Raw genomic sequence first — 17,379 nt, 5'->3', positions numbered from 1 at the left:
CGTACGATCGCAGCCATGGGCGGGCACTTCACGGCACCGGCGGCGGCTCTCGCGGACTCGCTGCCGGGGTGGGTCACGCTGCTGCGCGCGCCGAATCCGGGGCCGATGACGCTCGACGGCACCAACACGTGGGTGCTGCGCGCCCCCGGCGAGCCGGCCGTGGTGGTCGACCCCGGGCCGGCCGACGAGGGGCACCTCGCCGCCATCGCCGCCCAGGGCCCGATCGGCCTGGTCCTGATCACCCACGGCCACCCGGACCACACCGAGGGCTCGGCGCCCCTGCACGACCTGCTCGGCGGGGTGCCGGTGCGCGCCGCGGACGCCGCCCACACCATCGCCGCGGAGCCGGTGGGCAGCGGTACGCCGCCCGCCGTGCCCGGCATCGACCTGCGGCTCGTCCCGACGCCCGGGCACACCGGTGACTCCGTCTGCTTCCTGGCCGAGCACGGCGGCGAGCGGGTGGTGTTCACCGGCGACACGATCCTGGGCCGCGGCACCACCGTCGTCGCCCATCCGGACGGGCATCTCGGGGACTACCTGGACAGCCTGGAACTGCTCTCGACGTACGCCGGGATCCCGGCCCTGCCCGGCCACGGCCCGGCGCTGGCCGACTGCGGCGCGGCGGCGGAGTTCTACCTCGCCCACCGGCGGGCGCGGCTCGATCAGGTCCGGGCCGCGCTGGACGCCGGCGCCAGCACCGCCGCCGAGGTGGTCGCCATGGTGTACGCCGACGTCGACCGCTCGCTGTGGTGGGCCGCGGAGTGGTCGGTCCGGGCGCAGCTGGAGTACCTGGGCCGGGAATCCGACGGCGACCGCGCGGGGTTGGAGCAGACGTGACCTGCCCCGTGTGCGGAACCGTCGCCGTGCCCGGCGCGCGGTTCTGCCACAACTGCGGTGCCGCGCTGCCGGCCGCGGCGAGCCTCCCGGCCGCCGAGCGGCGCGTGGTGACCGTGCTCTTCGGCGACCTGTCCGACTTCACCTCCTGGTCGGAGGACCTCGACCCGGAGCGGGTCGGCGCGGTCACCGACCGGGTGCTCGCCGCGCTCGCCGGCGCGGTCAAGACCTTCGGCGGCCACGTCGACAAGCTGACCGGCGACGGCATCATGGCGGTCTTCGGCGCGCCGGTCGCGCACGAGGACGACGCCGAGCGGGCGGTCCGGGCGGCGCTGTCCATGCAGCGCGCGGTCCGCCGGGTCCTCGACGACGAGCGCGGCGGCGGCGCCCCGCTGGGTCTCCGGGTGGGTCTCAACACCGGGGACGTGATCGCCGGCATCCAGGCCGCCATCGAGTACACGGTCATCGGCGACACGGTGAACACCGCGGCCCGGCTGGCCGACGCGGCGGCCGTCGGCGCGGTCTACGCCGGCGCGCGGACCGCCGCCGCCACCCGGCACGTCGCGTCCTGGCGGGCGCTGCGCCCGCTGCGGCTCAAGGGCAAGCGGGAGCCGGTCGAGGCGTACGAGCTGCTGGGCCTGCTGGACGCCCCGGGCACCCGGTCCGGTCTCGGCGACGAGGCGCCGTTCGTCGGCCGGGAGACCGAGATCGGGCGGGTGGCCGGCCGGCTGGCCGAGGTGGTCGACCGCGGCGAGCCCCGGGTGCTGCTGATGACCGCCGAGGCGGGCATCGGCAAGTCCCGTTTCGCCGCCGAGGTGGAGCGCCTCGCCGCCGGCTACGACGTCGGCGCCGGCCGGTTCGCGGCGCACACCGGGGCGCGGGTGCTCTCCGTGCGCTGTGCCGCGTTCGGCGAGCGGCGCCGCCTCGGGCCCCTCGCGGACCTGGTCCGCGCCGCCGTCGGCCTGCCCACCGATCCGGCCACCGCGCTCACCCGCCCCGCCGTCGAGGAGCGGCTGCGCCGCCTCGGCCAGCGCCTCGGCCGGGCCGGCGGTGAACCCGCACCGATCGCCACCGAGCAGTTGCTGGCCCTTCTCGGGTATGCGGAGCTGCCCAGCGGGGGCCCCACGGACCAGGGCGAGTGGAGCACCACCACCGCCCCGGCCGCCGACTCCGACGCGGTGCCGAACGCGGTCGCCGACCTGCTCAGCGCCCTCGCCGGCGAGGCGCCGCTGGCGGTCATCGTGGACGACCTGCACGACGCCACCGCCGAGACCATCCGCGCGCTGGGCGTGACCCTGTCCCGCCTCACCGGGCCGGTGCTGGTGCTGCTGCTCGGCCGCCCGGAGCTGGTCCGCACCGCGGGCGCGCTGACCCGGGTGGCGGACGCCGAGGTCCACGCGCTGCCGCCGCTGCGCGGCGCGGACGCCGCGCGGCTGCTGACCAGTTACCTCGGCGGCGGGAAGCTGCCGCAGGCCGACGCCGACCGCCTGCTCGCCACCGCCCAGGGCAATCCGTTCTACCTCGCCGAGCTGGTCACCCTCCTGATGGAGCGGGGCGCGCTGACCGCCGGCACCGGCAACGGCTGGCGGCTCGCGCCGGGCTCGCTCGGCAGCCGGCTGCTCTCCCGGGACCTCGCCGCCGTGCTCGCCGCGCGTATCGACGCGCTGCCGCCGCAGGCCCGCTCCGCGCTGCGGGACGCGGCGGTGGTCGGCGACACCGTGCCGCCGGGTGCCCTGGAGGCGCTGCGCGAACAGCGGATCGGCCGGGACGGCCGCCCGGCGGCGGTGGTCGCCGTCGAACTGGAACGCGCCGTCGAGGAGCTGCTGCAACGCCGGATGCTGCACCGCAGCCGGTCCGGCTACGCCTTCGCCACCCCGTTGATGCGGGAGGCCGCGTACGCCGGTGTCAGCAAAGCCGAGCTCGCCGAACGGCACGCCGCGCTCGCCCGCTGGGCGGCGACCGAGCCGCCGGCCGGCGCCCCCGCGCCCGGCGGCCTCACCGAGGCGGCCCGCGACGACTTCGTGGCCGAGCACGTCGAGCGGGCCACCGCGCTCGCCGACGCGGTCGGCCTCCGCCCGGACGCGGCGGCGCGGACCGTGGTCCCGCTGGGGGTCGCCGCCCTGGGCCGCGCCGCCCGCCGGTCGATGCACGTCGGGGAGCCGGCGCTGGCGGTCGAGTACGCCGAACGCGCCGCCGAACTGGCCCGGGACGGCGTCCCGCCGGTCGACCGGGTGGTGCACGCCCGGGCGCTGCTCCAGATCGGCCGCCCCGCCGACGCGCTCGCCTCCGCCGAGAAGATCGCCGCGAACGCCGGCGACGAGGCGGCCACCCGGGCCAGCGCCCTGCTCCTCGCCGGCCAGGCGCACCAGACCATGGGCGATCTGGGCCGGGCGGTGTCCTGCTGGCAGGAGGCGTTGCAGGTCGCCACGGCGCAGGGGCTGCCCACGCTGCGCGCCTCGGCGATGCGCCGGCTCGGCATGGCCGATTTCATCGCCGGGCGGCTCGGGCAGGCGAGCAGCCGGCTCGCCGCGTCGTACCAGACCAGCCTCGCGGTACAGGACCGCCGCGGGCAGGCGTGGTCGCTGCAGAACCTCGCCTGGGTCACCACCACCCGGGGCGACTTCGCCGGCACCGACGCGGTGCTCGGCCGGGCCGCGCGGCTCTTCGCGGAGCTGAAGGACCCGTACGGGCGGGCCTGGCTGCGGGGCACCACCGCGTTCGCCCGGCTGCTCGCCGGCCGGCTGCGGGAGGCGTGCCGCCTCGCCCAGGTGTTCCTCCCCTTCGGCGAGCGGGTCGGCGAGGAGTGGGCGGTCGGCACGCTGCGCGCGGTGGAGGCGTTCGCCACCGCCGAGCTGGGTGACCTGGCCGAGGCGGACCGGCTGGCCCGCCGGGCGTACCGGGACTTCGCCGTCGTCTCGGACGACTGGGGGCGGGGCTTCGCGCTCGTGGTGCGGGGTGTCATCGCGCGCGGGCTGGGCGAGCCGGCGCACGCCGCCGACCTGTTCACCGACGCGCTGGCGTACGCCGGGCGCACCTCGCACCCGCTGCTGACCGGCATGGCCGGCACGCTGCGCGGCTTCGTGGCGCTGGAGATGGGCGACTTCGACCTCGCCGAGCGGGACGCCCGGGCGGTGCTGACCGCGGTCGAACCGCACAACCCGCAGGCGCCGGCGCAGGTGGGACCCCGGGTGCTGCTGGCGACCGCGCGGCTCGCCGCCGGCGACTCGGCCACCGCGGTCGGGCTGCTGGCCCCGGTGGCCACCGCCGCGATGCACGCCCCGGCGATGCTCTTCTCCCGGCGGCAGACGATGGCCCGGTACGCCTCCGCCCTGCTCGCCTACGGCCAGCGGGAGCAGGCGCTGGACTGGGCCCGCCGAGCCGTCACGGCACCGGCCGAGGACGTGCGCAGCCAGGTGATCGCGGCCAGCGTGCTGGCCGAGGCGCTCGCCGCGTGTGGCCGGCCGGCCGAGGCGCGGGCCAGCGCGGAGGAGGCGGTCCGCCTGGCGTACGCGACCGAGCAGCGCAGCGAGCGCCGCAACGCCGACGCCCTCCTGACCCGCCTCCCACCCCCCTGAGCCCGCCCCCCGCCGCTGCGTCGATCATGGAGTCGTGGTGGGCGCTACGCCGTTTTTCGCCCCGTCCTGAGGCACCACAACTCCATGATCACCGGGGTGGGGGTGGGGAGGATTGGCGGTTTTGGTGATGTTGGGTGTCGGGGGTGCTCGCTAGCGTGTGGGGACCGGACGCGGGGTGCGACCGCGCCGGGCGGGGAGGAATCCGATGAAGTTGCCGCGTTCCGTCGCCGGCTGGACGATCGCGGTCTTCGGCGTCCTCGCGTTGATCATGGGCGCGGTCGGGCTGATCTGGCCGGAGGCGCTGCTGCGGATGCTCGGCTTCGAGGTGCCCGCTGCCCGCGCGCCCGGCGACCACACCGGCACCTTCCTGACCGCGTCCTCGATGGCGTCGTTCAACATGGGGGTCTACTACCTGGTCGCGACGGCCACCGAGTGGCGTGCCTTCTACCGCTTCACCGTCTGGTTCCGGCTGGTCACGTTCACCGTGTTCACCATCGCGGTGCTGTCCGACGTCGCGCCGGGCCGGTTCTTCGGCGTGGCCGCCTGGGAAGGGCTCGGCGCCGTGGCGACCGCCGCCGGCCTCTGGTGGGACGCCCGCCGGGCGCCCGTCGCCGCGCCAGCTGCAGGCGATCACCCGGCCGATTCCTCGCCCGCCGCGGACGCGGTTCGCTGAGCGGCCTTCCCGGTTCGGTATTTTCGACCTGTGACCGAGACCCCGCCCGGCGCCCTGCCGCTGCCGATCGTGCCCGGTCTGACCGATTTGAAGGTTTTTGCCCGGGGTGGCTACGCGACCATCTACCGCGCGACGCAGATCTCGGTCGGGCGCGAGGTGGCGGTCAAGGTGGAGAACCGCACGCTCGACAGCGAACGGGACCAGGCCCGGTTCCTCCGTGAGGCGCGCGCGGCCGGCCGGATGTCGTCGCACCCCCACGTGGTCGACCTCTTCGACGTCGGGGTCACGGTCGACCAGCACCCCTATCTGATCATGGAGCTGTGCGACGGGTCGTACGCCGAACGGATGCGCACCTCCCCGCTCGGCCCGGTGGAGGCCCGCGATCTCGGTGTCAAGATCGCCGACGCGATCGCCCACTCGCACGCGGCCGGCGTGCTGCACCGCGACGTCAAGCCGGCCAACATCCTCTACTCGCACTTCAACTCGGCGGTGCTGGCCGACTTCGGGCTGGCCGTCGTCGCCGAGATGCGCGACGCGTCGGTCGCCCTCGAGGTGCTGACCCCGGCGTACGCGCCGCCGGAGATGTTCAACCACGCCCCGCCCTCGCCGGCCGTGGACGTGTACGCGCTCTGCGCCACCCTCTACGCCGTGATGCACGGCCGGCCGCCCCGCTGGCGGTCCGAGCGCAACCCGAGCCTGGTCACCGTGCTGGAGATGTTCCACCAGCCGATCCCCGGCCTGCCCGGCGTGCCGGAGGAACTGGTCGACATCCTCCGGGCCGGCATGTCGAACGACCCGGCGGAGCGGCCGTCCGCCGCCCAGCTCCGGGACATGCTGGCCCACCTCCCGCTCGTCGGCACCGTGTCCGGCCATGCCGGGGCCCCGTTCTCCGGTGGCCCGGCCGGAACCGGGCAGCCCGGCCCGTACGCGGTCGGCCGGTCGAGCCGGCCGGCACCGCGCCAGCCGGTCGAGGATCAGCACCCCACCGTGCCGGTCGCCGGTCGGCGACGGCGGCGCTGGTTCCTCGGCGGCGCCGGGGTGGTCGCGCTCGCCGCGGCGGCCGGTGCCGGCGCCTGGCTGGCCACCGCCCTCGCCACGCCGGTGCCACCGTCGCACGCCGACCTGGTCGCCGGCGCCGGCCCGCGACCGGCCTGCGCGCAGGCCGCCGAGCTGCCCGGGGGCGCCCGGTGCGGGGACGAGCTGGAGTGCTTCGGGCCGTTGCAGGTCCGGGGAGCGCAGGCCCGCGCGGAGCAGGTGCCCTGCTCGGGCGAGCACACCTGGGAGAGCTACGCCGAGGGCGAACTGCCCGACGCGTTGCGCGGGGCGGGTTACGCGGAGATCGCGGGCGACCCGGCGGTCCGCCAGGTCTGCAACCCGGTCACCTTCCGGCTGGCCAGCGGCGTCCGGCAGGCCGAGGAGTGGAAGCTGGCCGTGCTGCCGCCCGCGGGCGCCGACGGGACGTACCGCTGCCTGGCCGGCCGCGGGCTGGGCGCGCTCGCGTCACCGACCCTCGTCGGCTGACAGCTCCCGGCTCCGGTACTGGTCCCGCATCGCGCGCACCGCGTCCCGGTTGTCGATCGACTCCAGCGTGTCCGCGTCGACGCCGTAGAGTCCGTCGGCCGGCTGGGGCGAGACGGGGACGGCGGGCGGCTCCCGGCCGTCGCGGACGGTGGCCACCGCCACCGCGCAGACCGCCGCCAACAGGACGCAGAGCAACGCCAGGACGACCGCGAGAAGGTCCTGCCGGCGCAGTACGAGCAGCGTCACCAGCAGCGCGGCCGCGCCCACTCCGGCGAGGAGGGCCACCACCCGTGCGTCGGGCCTGCGTACCGTCATCCGTCCAAGGATGTCGACCCGGGGCGCGCTGTCAACCCACCGCCCGGCGGTTCGTCGGGAACGGACAGAAAACAGCGCCGGCAATGAACTTTTCGTTACACCGCCGCGTGGGTTGTCCGATACACGGCCTTTCTCGACGCACATTCATTGCTCGCGATATCTAAAGTGGCGGGGGTCGAGCCGTACCTCGACGAGTTCCCTGTCGTCCACCGGAAGGCGTCCACATGCCACGACGAACCCGGTCCCTCGCCGCCGCCGGCATCGCCGGCATCCTCCTCGGCGGATTGGCTGTCACACCGGCCGAGGCCGGCTGGGGGCGGCCGGTCACCGCCGACCGCACCAGCCCGCAGGAGGCCCGCCGCGTCGACCGTGTCCCGACGCCGAAACTGGACTGGTACCCCTGCTACGAGTACGCCGAGTGCGCCACTGTGGACCTTCCGCTCGACTACGACCGGCCGAAGGGCGCGACGACCGAGGTCGCCCTGCTGCGGGTCAAGGCGCGCGACCAGCAAAACCGCATCGGCAGCCTCTTCGTCAACCCGGGCGGGCCGGGTGGCTCCGGCACCGACATCGCCCTGGCCGCGCCGTTCTTCCTCGGGGACGAGATACTCGACCGCTTCGACGTGGTCGGCGTCGACCCGCGTGGCGTCAACGCCAGCGAGCAGGTGCGCTGCTTCCCCTCGGTGAAGGACCAGACCCGGGCGTACGCGGGGCTGAACGTCGCGTTCCCGTGGACGAAGGCCGAGGAGAAGGCGTACGTCACCTCGTCGAAGGCGGTCGGGAAGGGCTGCTCCACCGCGGGTAAGCCGCTCACCGGCGCCATGTCCACCGCCGAGGTCGCCCGCGACATGGACGTGCTGCGGCGGGCCGTCGGCGACCGGAAGCTGACCTACCTCGGGTTCAGCTACGGCAGCATCCTCGGCCAGTACTACGCCAACATGTTCCCCGACCGGGTCCGCGCCCTCGTCATCGACGGCGTGCTCGACCCGAACGCCTGGGTCGGGCAGGGCCGGGCCCGCGACGTCACCCAGGAGGACCGGATGCGCAGCGCCCAGGGCGCGTACCAGGCGCTCCGCGAGATCCTGGACCGGTGCGCGAAGGCCGGCGCGGAGTCGTGTGTCCTGGCGGCCGGTGACCCGGTCGCCTCGTACGACCTGGTGGCCAAGCGGCTGCGCGCCAACCCGCTGGTCATCGTGGACCCGGAGGGCGGCGAGTTCCGGGTGACCTACGCGGACTTCGTGGCGTTCACCCTCAGCGCCCTCTACGGCCCGTTCGGCTACGAGGACGTCGTCGGGGTCACCGCCGACCTGCTGGTGCTGACCGACCCGGCCGCGGCCCCGGCCGCCCGGCAGGCGGCGCGGGCCAGCGTGGCCCGGCTCGCCGCGCAGGCCCGGCAGCAGCAGCGCAGGTTCGACTTTCCGTACGACAACGGGCTGGAGACCTTCCTGACCGTGGACTGCACCGACGGCAACCATCCGAGGAACGCGGCCTCGTGGCCGGCCCGGGCGGCGGCCGCCGACAAGCGGGACCCGTACTTCGGTCGGGTGTGGTCGTGGGCCACCTCGCCGTGCGCCCGGGACACCTGGACCGTGCGCGACGAGGACCGGTTCACCGGCCCGTTCAACCGGCGGACCAGCAGCCCGGTGCTGGTGGTCGGCAACTACTGGGACCCGGCCACCAATTACCGGGGCGCGGTCGCCTCGGCGAAGCTGCTGCCGAACAGCCGGCTGCTCAGCAGCGACAGCTGGGGCCACACCGCGTACGGGACGTCGGCGTGCGCGGCGCGGTCGACGCGTACCTGGTGCGGGGCGCGCTCCCGGCCATGGGCACGGTCTGCACCGGTGACATCCAGCCGTTCGCGCCGCTGCCCGAGGAGCCGGTGGCGACCGAGCGGGCGTCGGCCTCCGCGGACGCTCGTGCGCTCCCCGCCCGGGGTACGCCCAAGCGGCGGCTCCCGCCGGTGGTGGCGCCGCTGCCCGCGGTCGGCTCGCTGACCGTCCGCTGACAGACCCCGGGGTACGGCGGGCGATCGGGCGCCCGCCGTACCCCGGCTCTTTCTCCGATGGTGCCCCTCGACGGCGGTGGCTACTCTCGGTGGCCCATAGGTTCCACCCCGTAACGAGGTGATCCATGTCGCGGTTCCGTTCGGTCGCCACCACCGTGGCCGTCGCCCTGACCCTGCTGCTCGCCGCGGCCGCCGGCTGTGACAGCCAGCGCGAGCCGGAGCTGCCGTCGGTGCAGGAGAAGCTCCGCGAGTCGCACATCTGGGGCCAGCCCGTCCTGCGGATCGGGGTGGCCGACGACGAGCCGCTGATGGGCGAGGTGCGCAACGGCGGGTACGTCGGCTTCGACGTCGAGATCGCCCGCTACCTCGCGGCCTCCCTCGGCTACGAGGGCGAGCACCGGCTGGAGTTCTTCCCGGTGTCCACCGAGGACCGGATTCCCGCGCTGCAGGGCGGCGTGGTGGATCTCGTGGTGTCCAGTTTCTCCATCACCGAGGAACGCAAGAAGTCGGTCAGCTTCGCCGGGCCGTACTTTGTCACCACCCAGGAGGTGCTGGTCCCGACCCGGCACAAGGACGCCATCCGCACCATCGAGGACCTGCGCGACCCGAAGTACAAGATCTGCACCAGCGGCGGCTCCACGACCGAGGCGGAGCTGGAGAAACACCAGGTCCGCACGCTGGTGGTCAAGGACGTCTGGGACTGCGTCGAGGGCATCCGCGCCGGGAAGTACGACGCGGTCAGCTCCGACGAGACCATCCTCGCCGGCTTCCTGGCCCGCTACCCGACCGAGTTCGAGATCGTCGACATGCCGTTCGGCACCAGCGAACTGCTCGGCGTCGGCGTGCCGATCGGCGACCCGGCGCTGCGCGATCTGGTGGCGTACTTCCTCGACAAGAGCTACCAGCAGGGGCTCAAAGGGGAGGCCAGCCCGTGGCAGACCGCGTACAACCGGACGCTGGGACCGTGGCTTCGCCTGGAGAAGCGGCAACCGCCACCGCTCGACGTACCGAAGCTGGTCGACTTCGACGACAAGGTGCCCCGGCGATGAGCACGGCTGCGGCGACCACCGGCAGTGATCCGGAGGTTCTTCATCCGGCGCCGTCGTCCGATGTCCCGCCGGCCGTCAGGGGCGGGTGGGACCAGGTCGAGCGGCGGGCGCGGGCCAGCCAGTCGTTCTGGACGGCCGTGGTCGGCGTACCGGCGATCTTCTCGGTGCTCCGACTCGGCGTCGAGGCCGGCGGCGAGTTGCAGACCACGCTGCTGCTGGTCGCCAACGTCGGGCCGGTCAACCTCCTCGCCGGCTTCCTCACCACGGCGGCCCGGCTGCTCTCCACCGCGCTCGTCGCGATCTTCGCGCTCGGCGGGGTGCTCGCCGCCAGCGTGGCCGGGATGAACCGCCGGCCGCTCTTCGCCCGGTGGATGGACATCACGCCGAGCTGGTTCATGGCGGCGAGCTTCCTGATGGCCCTGGTCACCTGGCCGCTGCTGTACCTGCCGCTGCTCCTGCCCGCCTTCGTCGCGGCGTTCCAGCTCAAGCCGGAACGGCTGCACGAGCGCCCGCTGGTCCGGGCTCTCCTGGTCGCGGCGGCGTACACGGGCTACCTGTGGCTGCTCGTGCCAACCCTCCGGGTCGCGTGGCGGCAGGGCGGGGCGCTGCCGATCGTACTGCTGGTCGTACCCCCGCTGCTGGCCCTCTTCGTCGCCGGGCCGCTGTCCCTGGTGGTGATCCGGCCGCTCGCCTCGGTGACCGAGGCGGCCGTGCTGGTGGTGCTGGTGTGGGCGGCGCTGCCGGTGATCAGCACACCGGTGCTGCCGCTGACCGTGACCACCGTTGGCGGCCCTTCGGGCTCTTCAGAGGAGATCCGCGGGCACGTGGTGACGACCGACGACGTGAACATGGTGATCCTCCAGGAGCGCGGCGGGGTGCGCTACGTGCCGGTCGACGAGGTACGCGGACAGGTGCTCTGCCCCTCGGAGGCGGAACTGCCCCGACACCAGCTGCGCATCCACGACTTCCACGTGGAGGACTCGCTGCTGGAGGGGTTGGGGCGGCGGGTACGCCCGGTCCACCGGGTGGACGCGGCGTGCCGGTGAGCTGTGAAAGAGGCTGCTAGAACGATCGGCTCGCCGTGACACCGAACATCGCGAGTGGGGTAGGCGAAAGAAACGAATATGGGTTACGATTCCTGCGATAGGAGGGATCATGACTGCGACTGCTCTGAAGGAAGAGACTTACCTGCCGGAAGCCGACGAGCGGTTGGCTCAGGTCCATGACTTCATGCAGGCTCACGAAAGGGCCGGCCGGGGCCCGTTGGAGCCTCGGTACTTTCTGGCTGGGGCCGCTCCCGGCGACCGGGTGGAACTTCCCGCCGAGATATACGGCGTGCTTCGTCAGGTCGTCGAGGCTCTCCAGCAGGGGTTTGCGGTGACTGTCGCCCCGCGGACCCTGACGTTGACGACCCAGCAGGCAGCCGACCTGTTGGGAGTCAGCCGTCCTACGGTGGTCAAGTTGCTCGATGAGGGCAGGATCCCGTTTGAACGAGTGGGGACTCACCGGCGGGTACGGCTGCCGGACCTGCTTGCCTACCGGGAAAGGCGCAGAGCCGAGCAGTACGCCGCACTCGAGGCGACCTCCGTGGACATCGATGACGAAGAGGATCTTGATGTTGTGTTGCGGAGACTGCGGGAGGCGCGTCGCGCTGTCGCACGTGGACGGAGGGGCCTGAAAGAATAGAGCCGTGTTCACCGCCCTCCTCGACACCTGCGTTCTATGGCCCAGCTTGCAGCGCGACTTCCTCCTCTCCCTTGCCACCGAGGGCATGTACCGACCGGTATGGAGCAGTGTCGTGCTCGAAGAGCTGGAGTACGGGGAGCGGGCAAAGCTAATCGAGCGGGGTGTGGAGCACAGTGATGCGACGAGGCGGGCGCGGCACCTCATCGAACAGATGCGCCAGCATTTCGACGACGCCGAGGTCACGGGTTGGGAAGGGCTGGAGGGCACCTACGGCCTTCCCGACCCCGATGACGAGCATCTGGTCGCAGCAGCCGTTGTCGCCAGCGCCGGTGCCATCGTCACGCACAACATACGTGACCTGCCCACGAGCAGGGTGCCTCCTGGGGTCCAGGTAATCACGCCGCAGGAGTTCGCCGCAAATACGGTTTCCCTCGATCCGGTAAGGGCTCGCGCTGCCGTGGCTGCCATTGCGGCACGGTCAGGCAGGGCGGGGCCCGTTAGGACCGAAGAAGATATCTTGGAAGCGCTCGTCAAGCGATACGGGATGACATCTGCGGTGGAAATGATGGCGCGCTAAGCGGCTGGATCTCGGATGCCCGCGTCGGCTCACAGCGTCAAACATCAGTAAACCAGTCTCGCGCGGAGGGTTTCGACACTGTCTTCGTGTGTCCCTCGCTCATCCACCGCAGCTTCGGCCAGCCATGCCCGCACGTCGGCGGTGTCGAGGACAGCTTCGCCGTCCTGCTGTCGGGAAGCGCTAGCGGTCTTGGCCGCCGCACGAGTCGCTGCGCTGAAGGACGCGAGGATCTGCTGGCGGTGCGGTTCGGGGAGCACCCCAGCGAAGGGCGAGTTCTGGCGTAGCTCGACAGCTTCCGAATCTTCCGATGTCAGCGCCTCGAGCACCGCCCCGACACCCTCGTCGATCTTGTTCTGCCAGCGCTTCAGCCAGATCTCGGTCGTTGTCGCCCGGTGCTGCTTGAGCAGCCGATCGAGATTCGCTCTGGCCTTGCCCAGTACCTCATCCGAATCGGCGACCAGACGGTCCGCCACCGCTTGATGCAGGCACAGCGACTTGAGTTGGTTGCGGGTCAGCTTGTACGGGCGGCTCATTGGTGTCTCGACCTCCTTGAGGAGCGCGGCGGCGTGCGCTGCGTGCCGATCGATCAGGTACGCGGGCAGGTGCTCTGTCCTTCGGAGGAGGCGTTGCAGCGACGTCCGCTGCGGATTTACCGCTTCCGCGCCGAGGACTCGCTGCTGGACGGGCTGGGGCGGCAGATCTATGGAGTCCTGCCTTCTGCACGAAGATCGTACGGCGGGCGATGGCGTCGCCCTTGGCATCGAGCTGGTAGCCGTCCAACCAGACCCAGCCGTCGTACGTCACCCAGTCGAGCACTCGGATCAGGCGGAACCAGATCGGGGCCACGAACTGCACGCTGGCGGCTCGGCCGATGTGGAGCAGTATGCCGGCTCGGAGTTCGGTCATGGGAGCCAGCCGAGGAAGCGGCGGTGGAGCAGTCCGGCGGGCGCCCAGGCCATGTCCTGGGTCGCGGCCACGAGGCAGGAGCCGAGGTAGAGGGCGAGGGAGACCGGGGCGTCCTCGTACTCGGCTCTGAGTTCGCTGCGGCGGGTGCGGCAGGGCCAGGGGGCGCCGCAGCCGCCGCACGTCCAGATGGGCAGGACCGGGCCGTGCGTCGTCATCGGCCCTCACCCGGCCAGTGCCCGCGGTTGATCGGGACCCGCTGCCTTGAGGTATAGGGCTGGCTAGTCGCGGACCGGCAGACCCACCGCCGTCCATGCCATGCCTGCACAGTCCGTTGCCTGGTAACCGGGACGAGATCTATGGTGGGCGGCTGGTCCTGATATTGCACGCTTCGCGGCATGCGGTAACCATGCCCGTCAACCATCGTGTTAGTCAACTGGCAATAGCCATCAGACTAGATTCTACCCACCTACCTTCGGGACATGGACCGAGGCCCAGGGCGTCTAATGGGGCCATACGAGATCGCCCAGCGCCTGGGTGTCTCGCGGCAGCGGTTCCAGCAGCTCGCCCGGTACCCCACCTTCCCCAAGCCGTACCAGGAACTTCGAGGCATGAAGGTGTGGCTAGCCGAGGACATCGAGCGCTGGATCAAGGAGTACCGCCAGCCGCGCCCGACCGAGGACGACACCCCGGGTTAATCTGCGCGCTTTGGCGGCAACCCGCTCAGCGTCAGGACGGGCTGGGGCAGGAGTACGAGCTGGTGGCCGTGCAGCGGTCCCTCCAGATGAAGCTCCGAGCGCAAGGAACTTGGCCGTTGGGCGCGGGCAACCTGAACCGGCTGCCAATCCTGGCCTGGCGGTCAGATCGCTGGCGCCCGACGTCGGCGTCAGGGTCGAAGAAGACCAAGCCCGCCAACGAGAAGGCCGGGCATAGGTGAGCCTTGGTATGCGGTGCCTCACCAGCCTGATCCGATGTCAGTACGACTTGTCCTGGCCGAGTACGTGCTGCGCGACGAAGTTGAGGATCATCTCCCGGCTGACCGGCGCGATCCGCCCTGCCCGTACCGCCCCCAGCAGCGTCGCCACCCCGTACTCCGTCGTCATGCCGGCACCGCCGAGCACCTGCACCGCCGTGTCCACCGCCAGTGCAGCGGCCTCCCCGGTCGCGTACTTCGCCATGTTGCCGGCGACGCCGGCCTCCAGGTCGCGCCCGGCGTCGTACAGCACGGCAGCCTTCTGGATCATCAGCCGGGCCAGCTCCACCTGCACGGCCGCGTGCGCCAGCGGGTGCGACACCCCCTGGTGGGAGCCGATCGTCCGCCCGCCCCACACCTTCCGCGTGGCGGTGTACTCCGACGCGCGCTCGATCGCGTACCGGCCGGTGCCGGCGCCCATCGCGGCGACCGTGATCCGTTCCGGGTTCAGCCCGGAGAAGAGTGCCGGCAGGCCGGCGTCCAGTGACTCGCCGACCAGCGCGTCAGCGGGCAGGCGTACGTCGTCCAAATAGAGCAGGAACTGGTTCTCCGGGGACAGGATCTCCATGTCCAGCTTGGACCAGGTGAGCCCGGCCGCGTCGGTCGGCACGATGAACAGCGCCGGCTTGAGCTTGCCGCTCGCCGCGTCCTCGGTGCGCGCCACGACCAGGACATGACCGGCCTCGTCGACGCCGGAGATGAAGCACTTGCGGCCGGAGAGCACCCAGTCGTCGCCGTCCCGGCGGGCCACCGTGGCGAGCCGGTGGAAGTTCGACCCCGCCTCCGGCTCGGTGATCGCGAAGACGATCTTCTGGGAGCCGTCCGCCAGTCCGGGCAGGTGCCGCTTGCGCTGCTGCTCGGTGCCGTGCCGGTTGATGACCGTGGCGGCGATGGCGGGGGAGACCACGAGCAGCAGCAGCGGGCAGCCGGCCGCGGCCAGCTCCTCGCAGACGATCGCCAGGTCGGTGATGCCGCCGCCCCCGCCGCCGTACTCGGTCGGGATGTTCACGCCCAGGTAGCCCAGCCGGCCGGCCTCGTTCCACAGCTCGGTGGTGTGCTCGCCGGCCTTGGCCTTCGCCACGAAGTACCGGTGGCCGTACCGCTTGCCCAGCGCCCGCACGGCGTCGCGCAACTGCTCCTGCTCGGGGGTGAGGTCGAAGTTCATGACTGAGCCTCCTCAAGGGGATTGACCACGGCCAGCACGGCTCCGGTGTCGACCTGGCCGCCTTCCGGGACGGGCAGTTCGGCGACCACGCCGTCGGTGGGGGCGAGCACGGGGTGCTCCAGCTTCATCGCTTCCAGCGTCAGCAGCAGGTCACCGGCGGCGACCCGCTGCCCGACCTGAACGTGCACCCGGGTCACGGCGCCGGGCAGCGGCGCGAGCAGCGACCCGGCGGCCAACTCCGCGGTGGGCAGGGGGAAGCGCGGCAGCTCGGTGAGGCTCGCGGCCCCCTCCGGGCCGGCCACGAAGACCTCCGACCCGACCCGGTGTACGCGGTACGCCCGCCGCACCCCGGCCACGTCCAGCACGACCCGCTCCGGGTACGCCTCGACGAGGGCGACGACCGGCTCGGCGGCCTCGCCTTCGGCTGTCGGGGCGGAGGCGGCCGGCGTCACCGACCACTCGGCGAGACCGCCGGCGCGATCCAGCCGGTAGCGGACCTCGATCTCGGCGCCGCCCGCGGCGGTGAACCGGGTGACCTGCGGGAACGCGGGCACGTTGCGCCAGCCCGACGGGAGCCCGGCCAGCACCGGCGCGGACGCGCGACGGCCGGCGGCCGAGGCGAGCGCGGCGGCCAGCGCGACCAGGGGGAGCTGATCCGCCGGCAGAAGCGGCTCGAACACCTCCGGGTGGCGGTCCAGGAAGCCGGTGTCGACGTCGACGGCGGCGAACTCCGGGCTGCGCAGGACGCGTACCAGCAGGTCCCGGTTGGTGGCCACGCCGTGCAGCTCGGCCCGGGCCAGCGCGCCGGCCAGGGCGCGGGCCGCCTCGGCGCGGGTGGGCGCCCAGGCGACCACCTTGGCGAGCATCGAGTCGTAGTGAACGCCCACCACCGAGCCGTCGACCACGCCGGAGTCCAGGCGCAGGCCGGAGGCCGGCAGCGGCCCGAACTCGGTCGCCACACCGGGCAGGGCGAACCGGTGCAGGGTGCCGGTCGCCGGCCGGTAGCCCTGGGCCGGGTCCTCGGCGCAGAGGCGTACCTCGATCGCGTGCCCGGCGGCCGGCGGGGTCGCCGTCACCGGCAGCGGAGCACCCTCGGCGACGAGGAGTTGCAGCCGGACCAGGTCCAGGCCGGTGGTCAGCTCGGTGACCGGGTGCTCGACCTGGAGGCGGGTGTTCATCTCCAGGAAGTAGATCTCCCCGTCGGGCGCGAGCAGGAACTCGACCGTTCCCGCGCCCACGTACTCGACCGCCCGGCCGGCGGCCACCGCCGCCTCGTGCAGTCGCTCCCGCACGCCGTCCGGGAGGACGCCGGGCGCCTCCTCGACGATCTTCTGATGGCGGCGCTGGATCGAGCACTCGCGGACACCGAGGGCGACCACCGTCCCGTACCCGTCGCCGAAGATCTGGACCTCGACGTGCCGGCCGCGTTCGACGTACCGCTCGACGAAGACCGTGCCGTCGCCGAACGCCGACGCCGCCTCGCGGCGCGCGCTGGCGACGGCGTCCGCGAGCCCGTCAGGGTCGCGGACCACGCGCATGCCGCGCCCGCCGCCCCCGGCGGACGCCTTGACCAGCACCGGGAAGCTGGCCACCCGGTCGGCGTCGGTCCAGGTGGGCAGCATCGGCACGCCCGCCTCGGCGAGCAGCGTCTTCGCCGCCATCTTGTCGCCCATCGCGGCGATCGCCTTGGCGGGCGGCCCGACCCAGGTCAGGCCGGCGTCGGTGACCGCGGTGGCGAACTCGGCGTTCTCGGCCAGGAAGCCGTAGCCGGGGTGGACGGCGTCCGCGCCGGACCGGCGGGCCGCGTCGAGGATCAGGTCGATCCGGAGGTACGTCTCGGCCGGCGTGTTCCCGGGCAGCCGGACGGCGTGGTCGGCCTCGGCGACGAAGGGCGCGTCGGCGTCCGCGTCGGAGTGCACGGCGACCGTCTCCACGCCGAGCGCCCGGCAGGTGGCGAAGACCCGGCGGGCGATCTCGCCCCGGTTGGCGACCAGAAGCCTGCTTATCACTGAGCCTGCCTTTCGTTCGCGACTGCGGGACTCCGCTCCGCTACTGCTCGCGTTCCTGCGCGGCCGCGTCCCCCGCGAGCCGCCCAGGAATGCT

General features: G+C 72.9%; 15 protein-coding genes and 1 pseudogene. 10 read left to right on the top strand and 6 right to left on the bottom strand.

Going from position 1 to position 17,379, the window contains the following annotated elements:
* Window positions 1-15: 15 nt before the first annotated feature.
* From EV376_RS03945 to EV376_RS03930, 4 genes are all read left to right on the top strand, one after another.
* A complete protein-coding gene (locus tag EV376_RS03945) occupies window positions 16-837 on the top strand; it encodes an MBL fold metallo-hydrolase (protein WP_130320795.1) in 822 nt (273 codons plus the stop codon).
* Window positions 834-4,409, top strand: coding sequence for an adenylate/guanylate cyclase domain-containing protein (locus tag EV376_RS03940; protein ID WP_130320794.1), 3,576 nt, complete (start codon window positions 834-836; stop codon window positions 4,407-4,409). The genes EV376_RS03945 and EV376_RS03940 overlap by 4 nt, the downstream gene beginning before the upstream one ends.
* A gap of 205 nt (window positions 4,410-4,614) precedes the next feature.
* Entirely contained in the window at window positions 4,615-5,082 is a 468-nt protein-coding gene (locus EV376_RS03935; protein WP_130320793.1) for a hypothetical protein, read from the top strand.
* Between the two features lie 69 nt (window positions 5,083-5,151).
* Window positions 5,152-6,603 (top strand): serine/threonine-protein kinase, encoded by a 1,452-nt coding sequence (locus tag EV376_RS03930; RefSeq protein ID WP_207228502.1) that lies wholly within the window; start codon window positions 5,152-5,154, stop codon window positions 6,601-6,603.
* Here EV376_RS03930 and EV376_RS03925 read toward each other — a convergent pair.
* On the bottom strand, window positions 6,583-6,918 hold the full coding sequence (locus tag EV376_RS03925; protein WP_130320791.1) for a hypothetical protein: 336 nt from the start codon (window positions 6,916-6,918) through the stop codon (window positions 6,583-6,585). The genes EV376_RS03930 and EV376_RS03925 overlap by 21 nt on opposite strands.
* 224 nt (window positions 6,919-7,142) lie before the next feature.
* Between EV376_RS03925 and EV376_RS03920 the strand changes: the two genes are divergently transcribed.
* The 5 genes from EV376_RS03920 to EV376_RS03900 all read left to right on the top strand — a co-directional run bounded on the left by EV376_RS03920 (window position 7,143) and on the right by EV376_RS03900 (window position 12,235).
* A complete protein-coding gene (locus EV376_RS03920; protein ID WP_486482509.1) occupies window positions 7,143-8,912 on the top strand; it encodes an alpha/beta hydrolase family protein in 1,770 nt (589 codons plus the stop codon).
* A 136-nt stretch (window positions 8,913-9,048) separates the two neighbouring features.
* A complete protein-coding gene (locus EV376_RS03915) occupies window positions 9,049-9,972 on the top strand; it encodes a transporter substrate-binding domain-containing protein (protein WP_130320790.1) in 924 nt (307 codons plus the stop codon).
* Window positions 9,969-11,018, top strand: a complete 1,050-nt coding sequence (locus tag EV376_RS03910; RefSeq protein ID WP_130320789.1) for a hypothetical protein — start codon at window positions 9,969-9,971, stop codon at window positions 11,016-11,018. Before EV376_RS03915 ends, EV376_RS03910 begins: the two co-directional genes overlap by 4 nt.
* A gap of 109 nt (window positions 11,019-11,127) precedes the next feature.
* Entirely contained in the window at window positions 11,128-11,658 is a 531-nt protein-coding gene (locus tag EV376_RS03905; RefSeq protein ID WP_130320788.1) for a helix-turn-helix domain-containing protein, read from the top strand.
* A 4-nt stretch (window positions 11,659-11,662) separates the two neighbouring features.
* Window positions 11,663-12,235: a PIN domain-containing protein gene (locus tag EV376_RS03900; RefSeq protein WP_130320787.1), complete on the top strand. Its 573-nt coding sequence runs from the start codon at window positions 11,663-11,665 to the stop codon at window positions 12,233-12,235.
* A 44-nt stretch (window positions 12,236-12,279) separates the two neighbouring features.
* Here EV376_RS03900 and EV376_RS30690 read toward each other — a convergent pair whose 3' ends face one another.
* The 3 genes and pseudogenes from EV376_RS30690 to EV376_RS03885 all read right to left on the bottom strand — a co-directional run bounded on the left by EV376_RS30690 (window position 12,280) and on the right by EV376_RS03885 (window position 13,356).
* The gene (locus tag EV376_RS30690) at window positions 12,280-12,768 is read right to left on the bottom strand and encodes a hypothetical protein (protein WP_486482508.1); all 489 of its coding nucleotides are present in this window, start codon (window positions 12,766-12,768) and stop codon (window positions 12,280-12,282) included.
* 97 nt (window positions 12,769-12,865) lie between these two features.
* A pseudogene (locus EV376_RS30685) lies at window positions 12,866-13,141 on the bottom strand (hypothetical protein); the annotation flags it as partial.
* Complete coding sequence (locus EV376_RS03885) at window positions 13,138-13,356, bottom strand: hypothetical protein (RefSeq protein WP_130320786.1); 219 nt, start codon at window positions 13,354-13,356, stop codon at window positions 13,138-13,140. The pseudogene EV376_RS30685 and the gene EV376_RS03885, both read right to left, overlap by 4 nt.
* A gap of 288 nt (window positions 13,357-13,644) precedes the next feature.
* On the opposite strand from EV376_RS03885, the gene EV376_RS03880 reads away from it, so the two are divergent.
* On the top strand, window positions 13,645-13,836 hold the full coding sequence (locus EV376_RS03880; RefSeq protein ID WP_130320785.1) for a MerR family transcriptional regulator: 192 nt from the start codon (window positions 13,645-13,647) through the stop codon (window positions 13,834-13,836).
* A 276-nt stretch (window positions 13,837-14,112) separates the two neighbouring features.
* Here the strand turns inward: EV376_RS03880 and EV376_RS03875 are convergent, their stop codons facing one another.
* Together EV376_RS03875 and EV376_RS03870 are read right to left on the bottom strand one after the other, a co-directional pair.
* Window positions 14,113-15,276 (bottom strand): acyl-CoA dehydrogenase family protein, encoded by a 1,164-nt coding sequence (locus tag EV376_RS03875; RefSeq protein ID WP_130320784.1) that lies wholly within the window; start codon window positions 15,274-15,276, stop codon window positions 14,113-14,115.
* The gene (locus EV376_RS03870; RefSeq protein ID WP_130320783.1) at window positions 15,273-17,285 is read right to left on the bottom strand and encodes an ATP-binding protein; all 2,013 of its coding nucleotides are present in this window, start codon (window positions 17,283-17,285) and stop codon (window positions 15,273-15,275) included. Before EV376_RS03870 ends, EV376_RS03875 begins: the two co-directional genes overlap by 4 nt.
* Window positions 17,286-17,379: the final 94 nt, after the last annotated feature.

The organism is Micromonospora sp. CNZ295, from assembly GCF_004217535.1.
This window is presented reverse-complemented; position numbering and strand designations above follow the sequence as displayed.

Bases quoted from the DNA above. Each gene is read 5' to 3' on its own strand.
- EV376_RS03945 (WP_130320795.1), top strand. From the start codon at position 16: ATGGGCGGGCACTTCACGGCACCGGCGGCGGCTCTCGCGGACTCGCTG.
- EV376_RS03935 (WP_130320793.1), top strand. From the start codon at position 4,615: ATGAAGTTGCCGCGTTCCGTCGCCGGCTGGACGATCGCGGTCTTCGGC.
- EV376_RS03925 (WP_130320791.1), bottom strand. From the start codon at position 6,918: ATGACGGTACGCAGGCCCGACGCACGGGTGGTGGCCCTCCTCGCCGGA.
- EV376_RS03920 (WP_486482509.1), top strand. From the start codon at position 7,143: ATGCCACGACGAACCCGGTCCCTCGCCGCCGCCGGCATCGCCGGCATC.
- EV376_RS03915 (WP_130320790.1), top strand. From the start codon at position 9,049: ATGTCGCGGTTCCGTTCGGTCGCCACCACCGTGGCCGTCGCCCTGACC.
- EV376_RS03910 (WP_130320789.1), top strand. From the start codon at position 9,969: ATGAGCACGGCTGCGGCGACCACCGGCAGTGATCCGGAGGTTCTTCAT.
- EV376_RS03905 (WP_130320788.1), top strand. From the start codon at position 11,128: ATGACTGCGACTGCTCTGAAGGAAGAGACTTACCTGCCGGAAGCCGAC.
- EV376_RS30690 (WP_486482508.1), bottom strand. From the start codon at position 12,768: ATGAGCCGCCCGTACAAGCTGACCCGCAACCAACTCAAGTCGCTGTGC.
- EV376_RS03885 (WP_130320786.1), bottom strand. From the start codon at position 13,356: ATGACGACGCACGGCCCGGTCCTGCCCATCTGGACGTGCGGCGGCTGC.
- EV376_RS03880 (WP_130320785.1), top strand. From the start codon at position 13,645: ATGGGGCCATACGAGATCGCCCAGCGCCTGGGTGTCTCGCGGCAGCGG.
- EV376_RS03875 (WP_130320784.1), bottom strand. From the start codon at position 15,276: ATGAACTTCGACCTCACCCCCGAGCAGGAGCAGTTGCGCGACGCCGTG.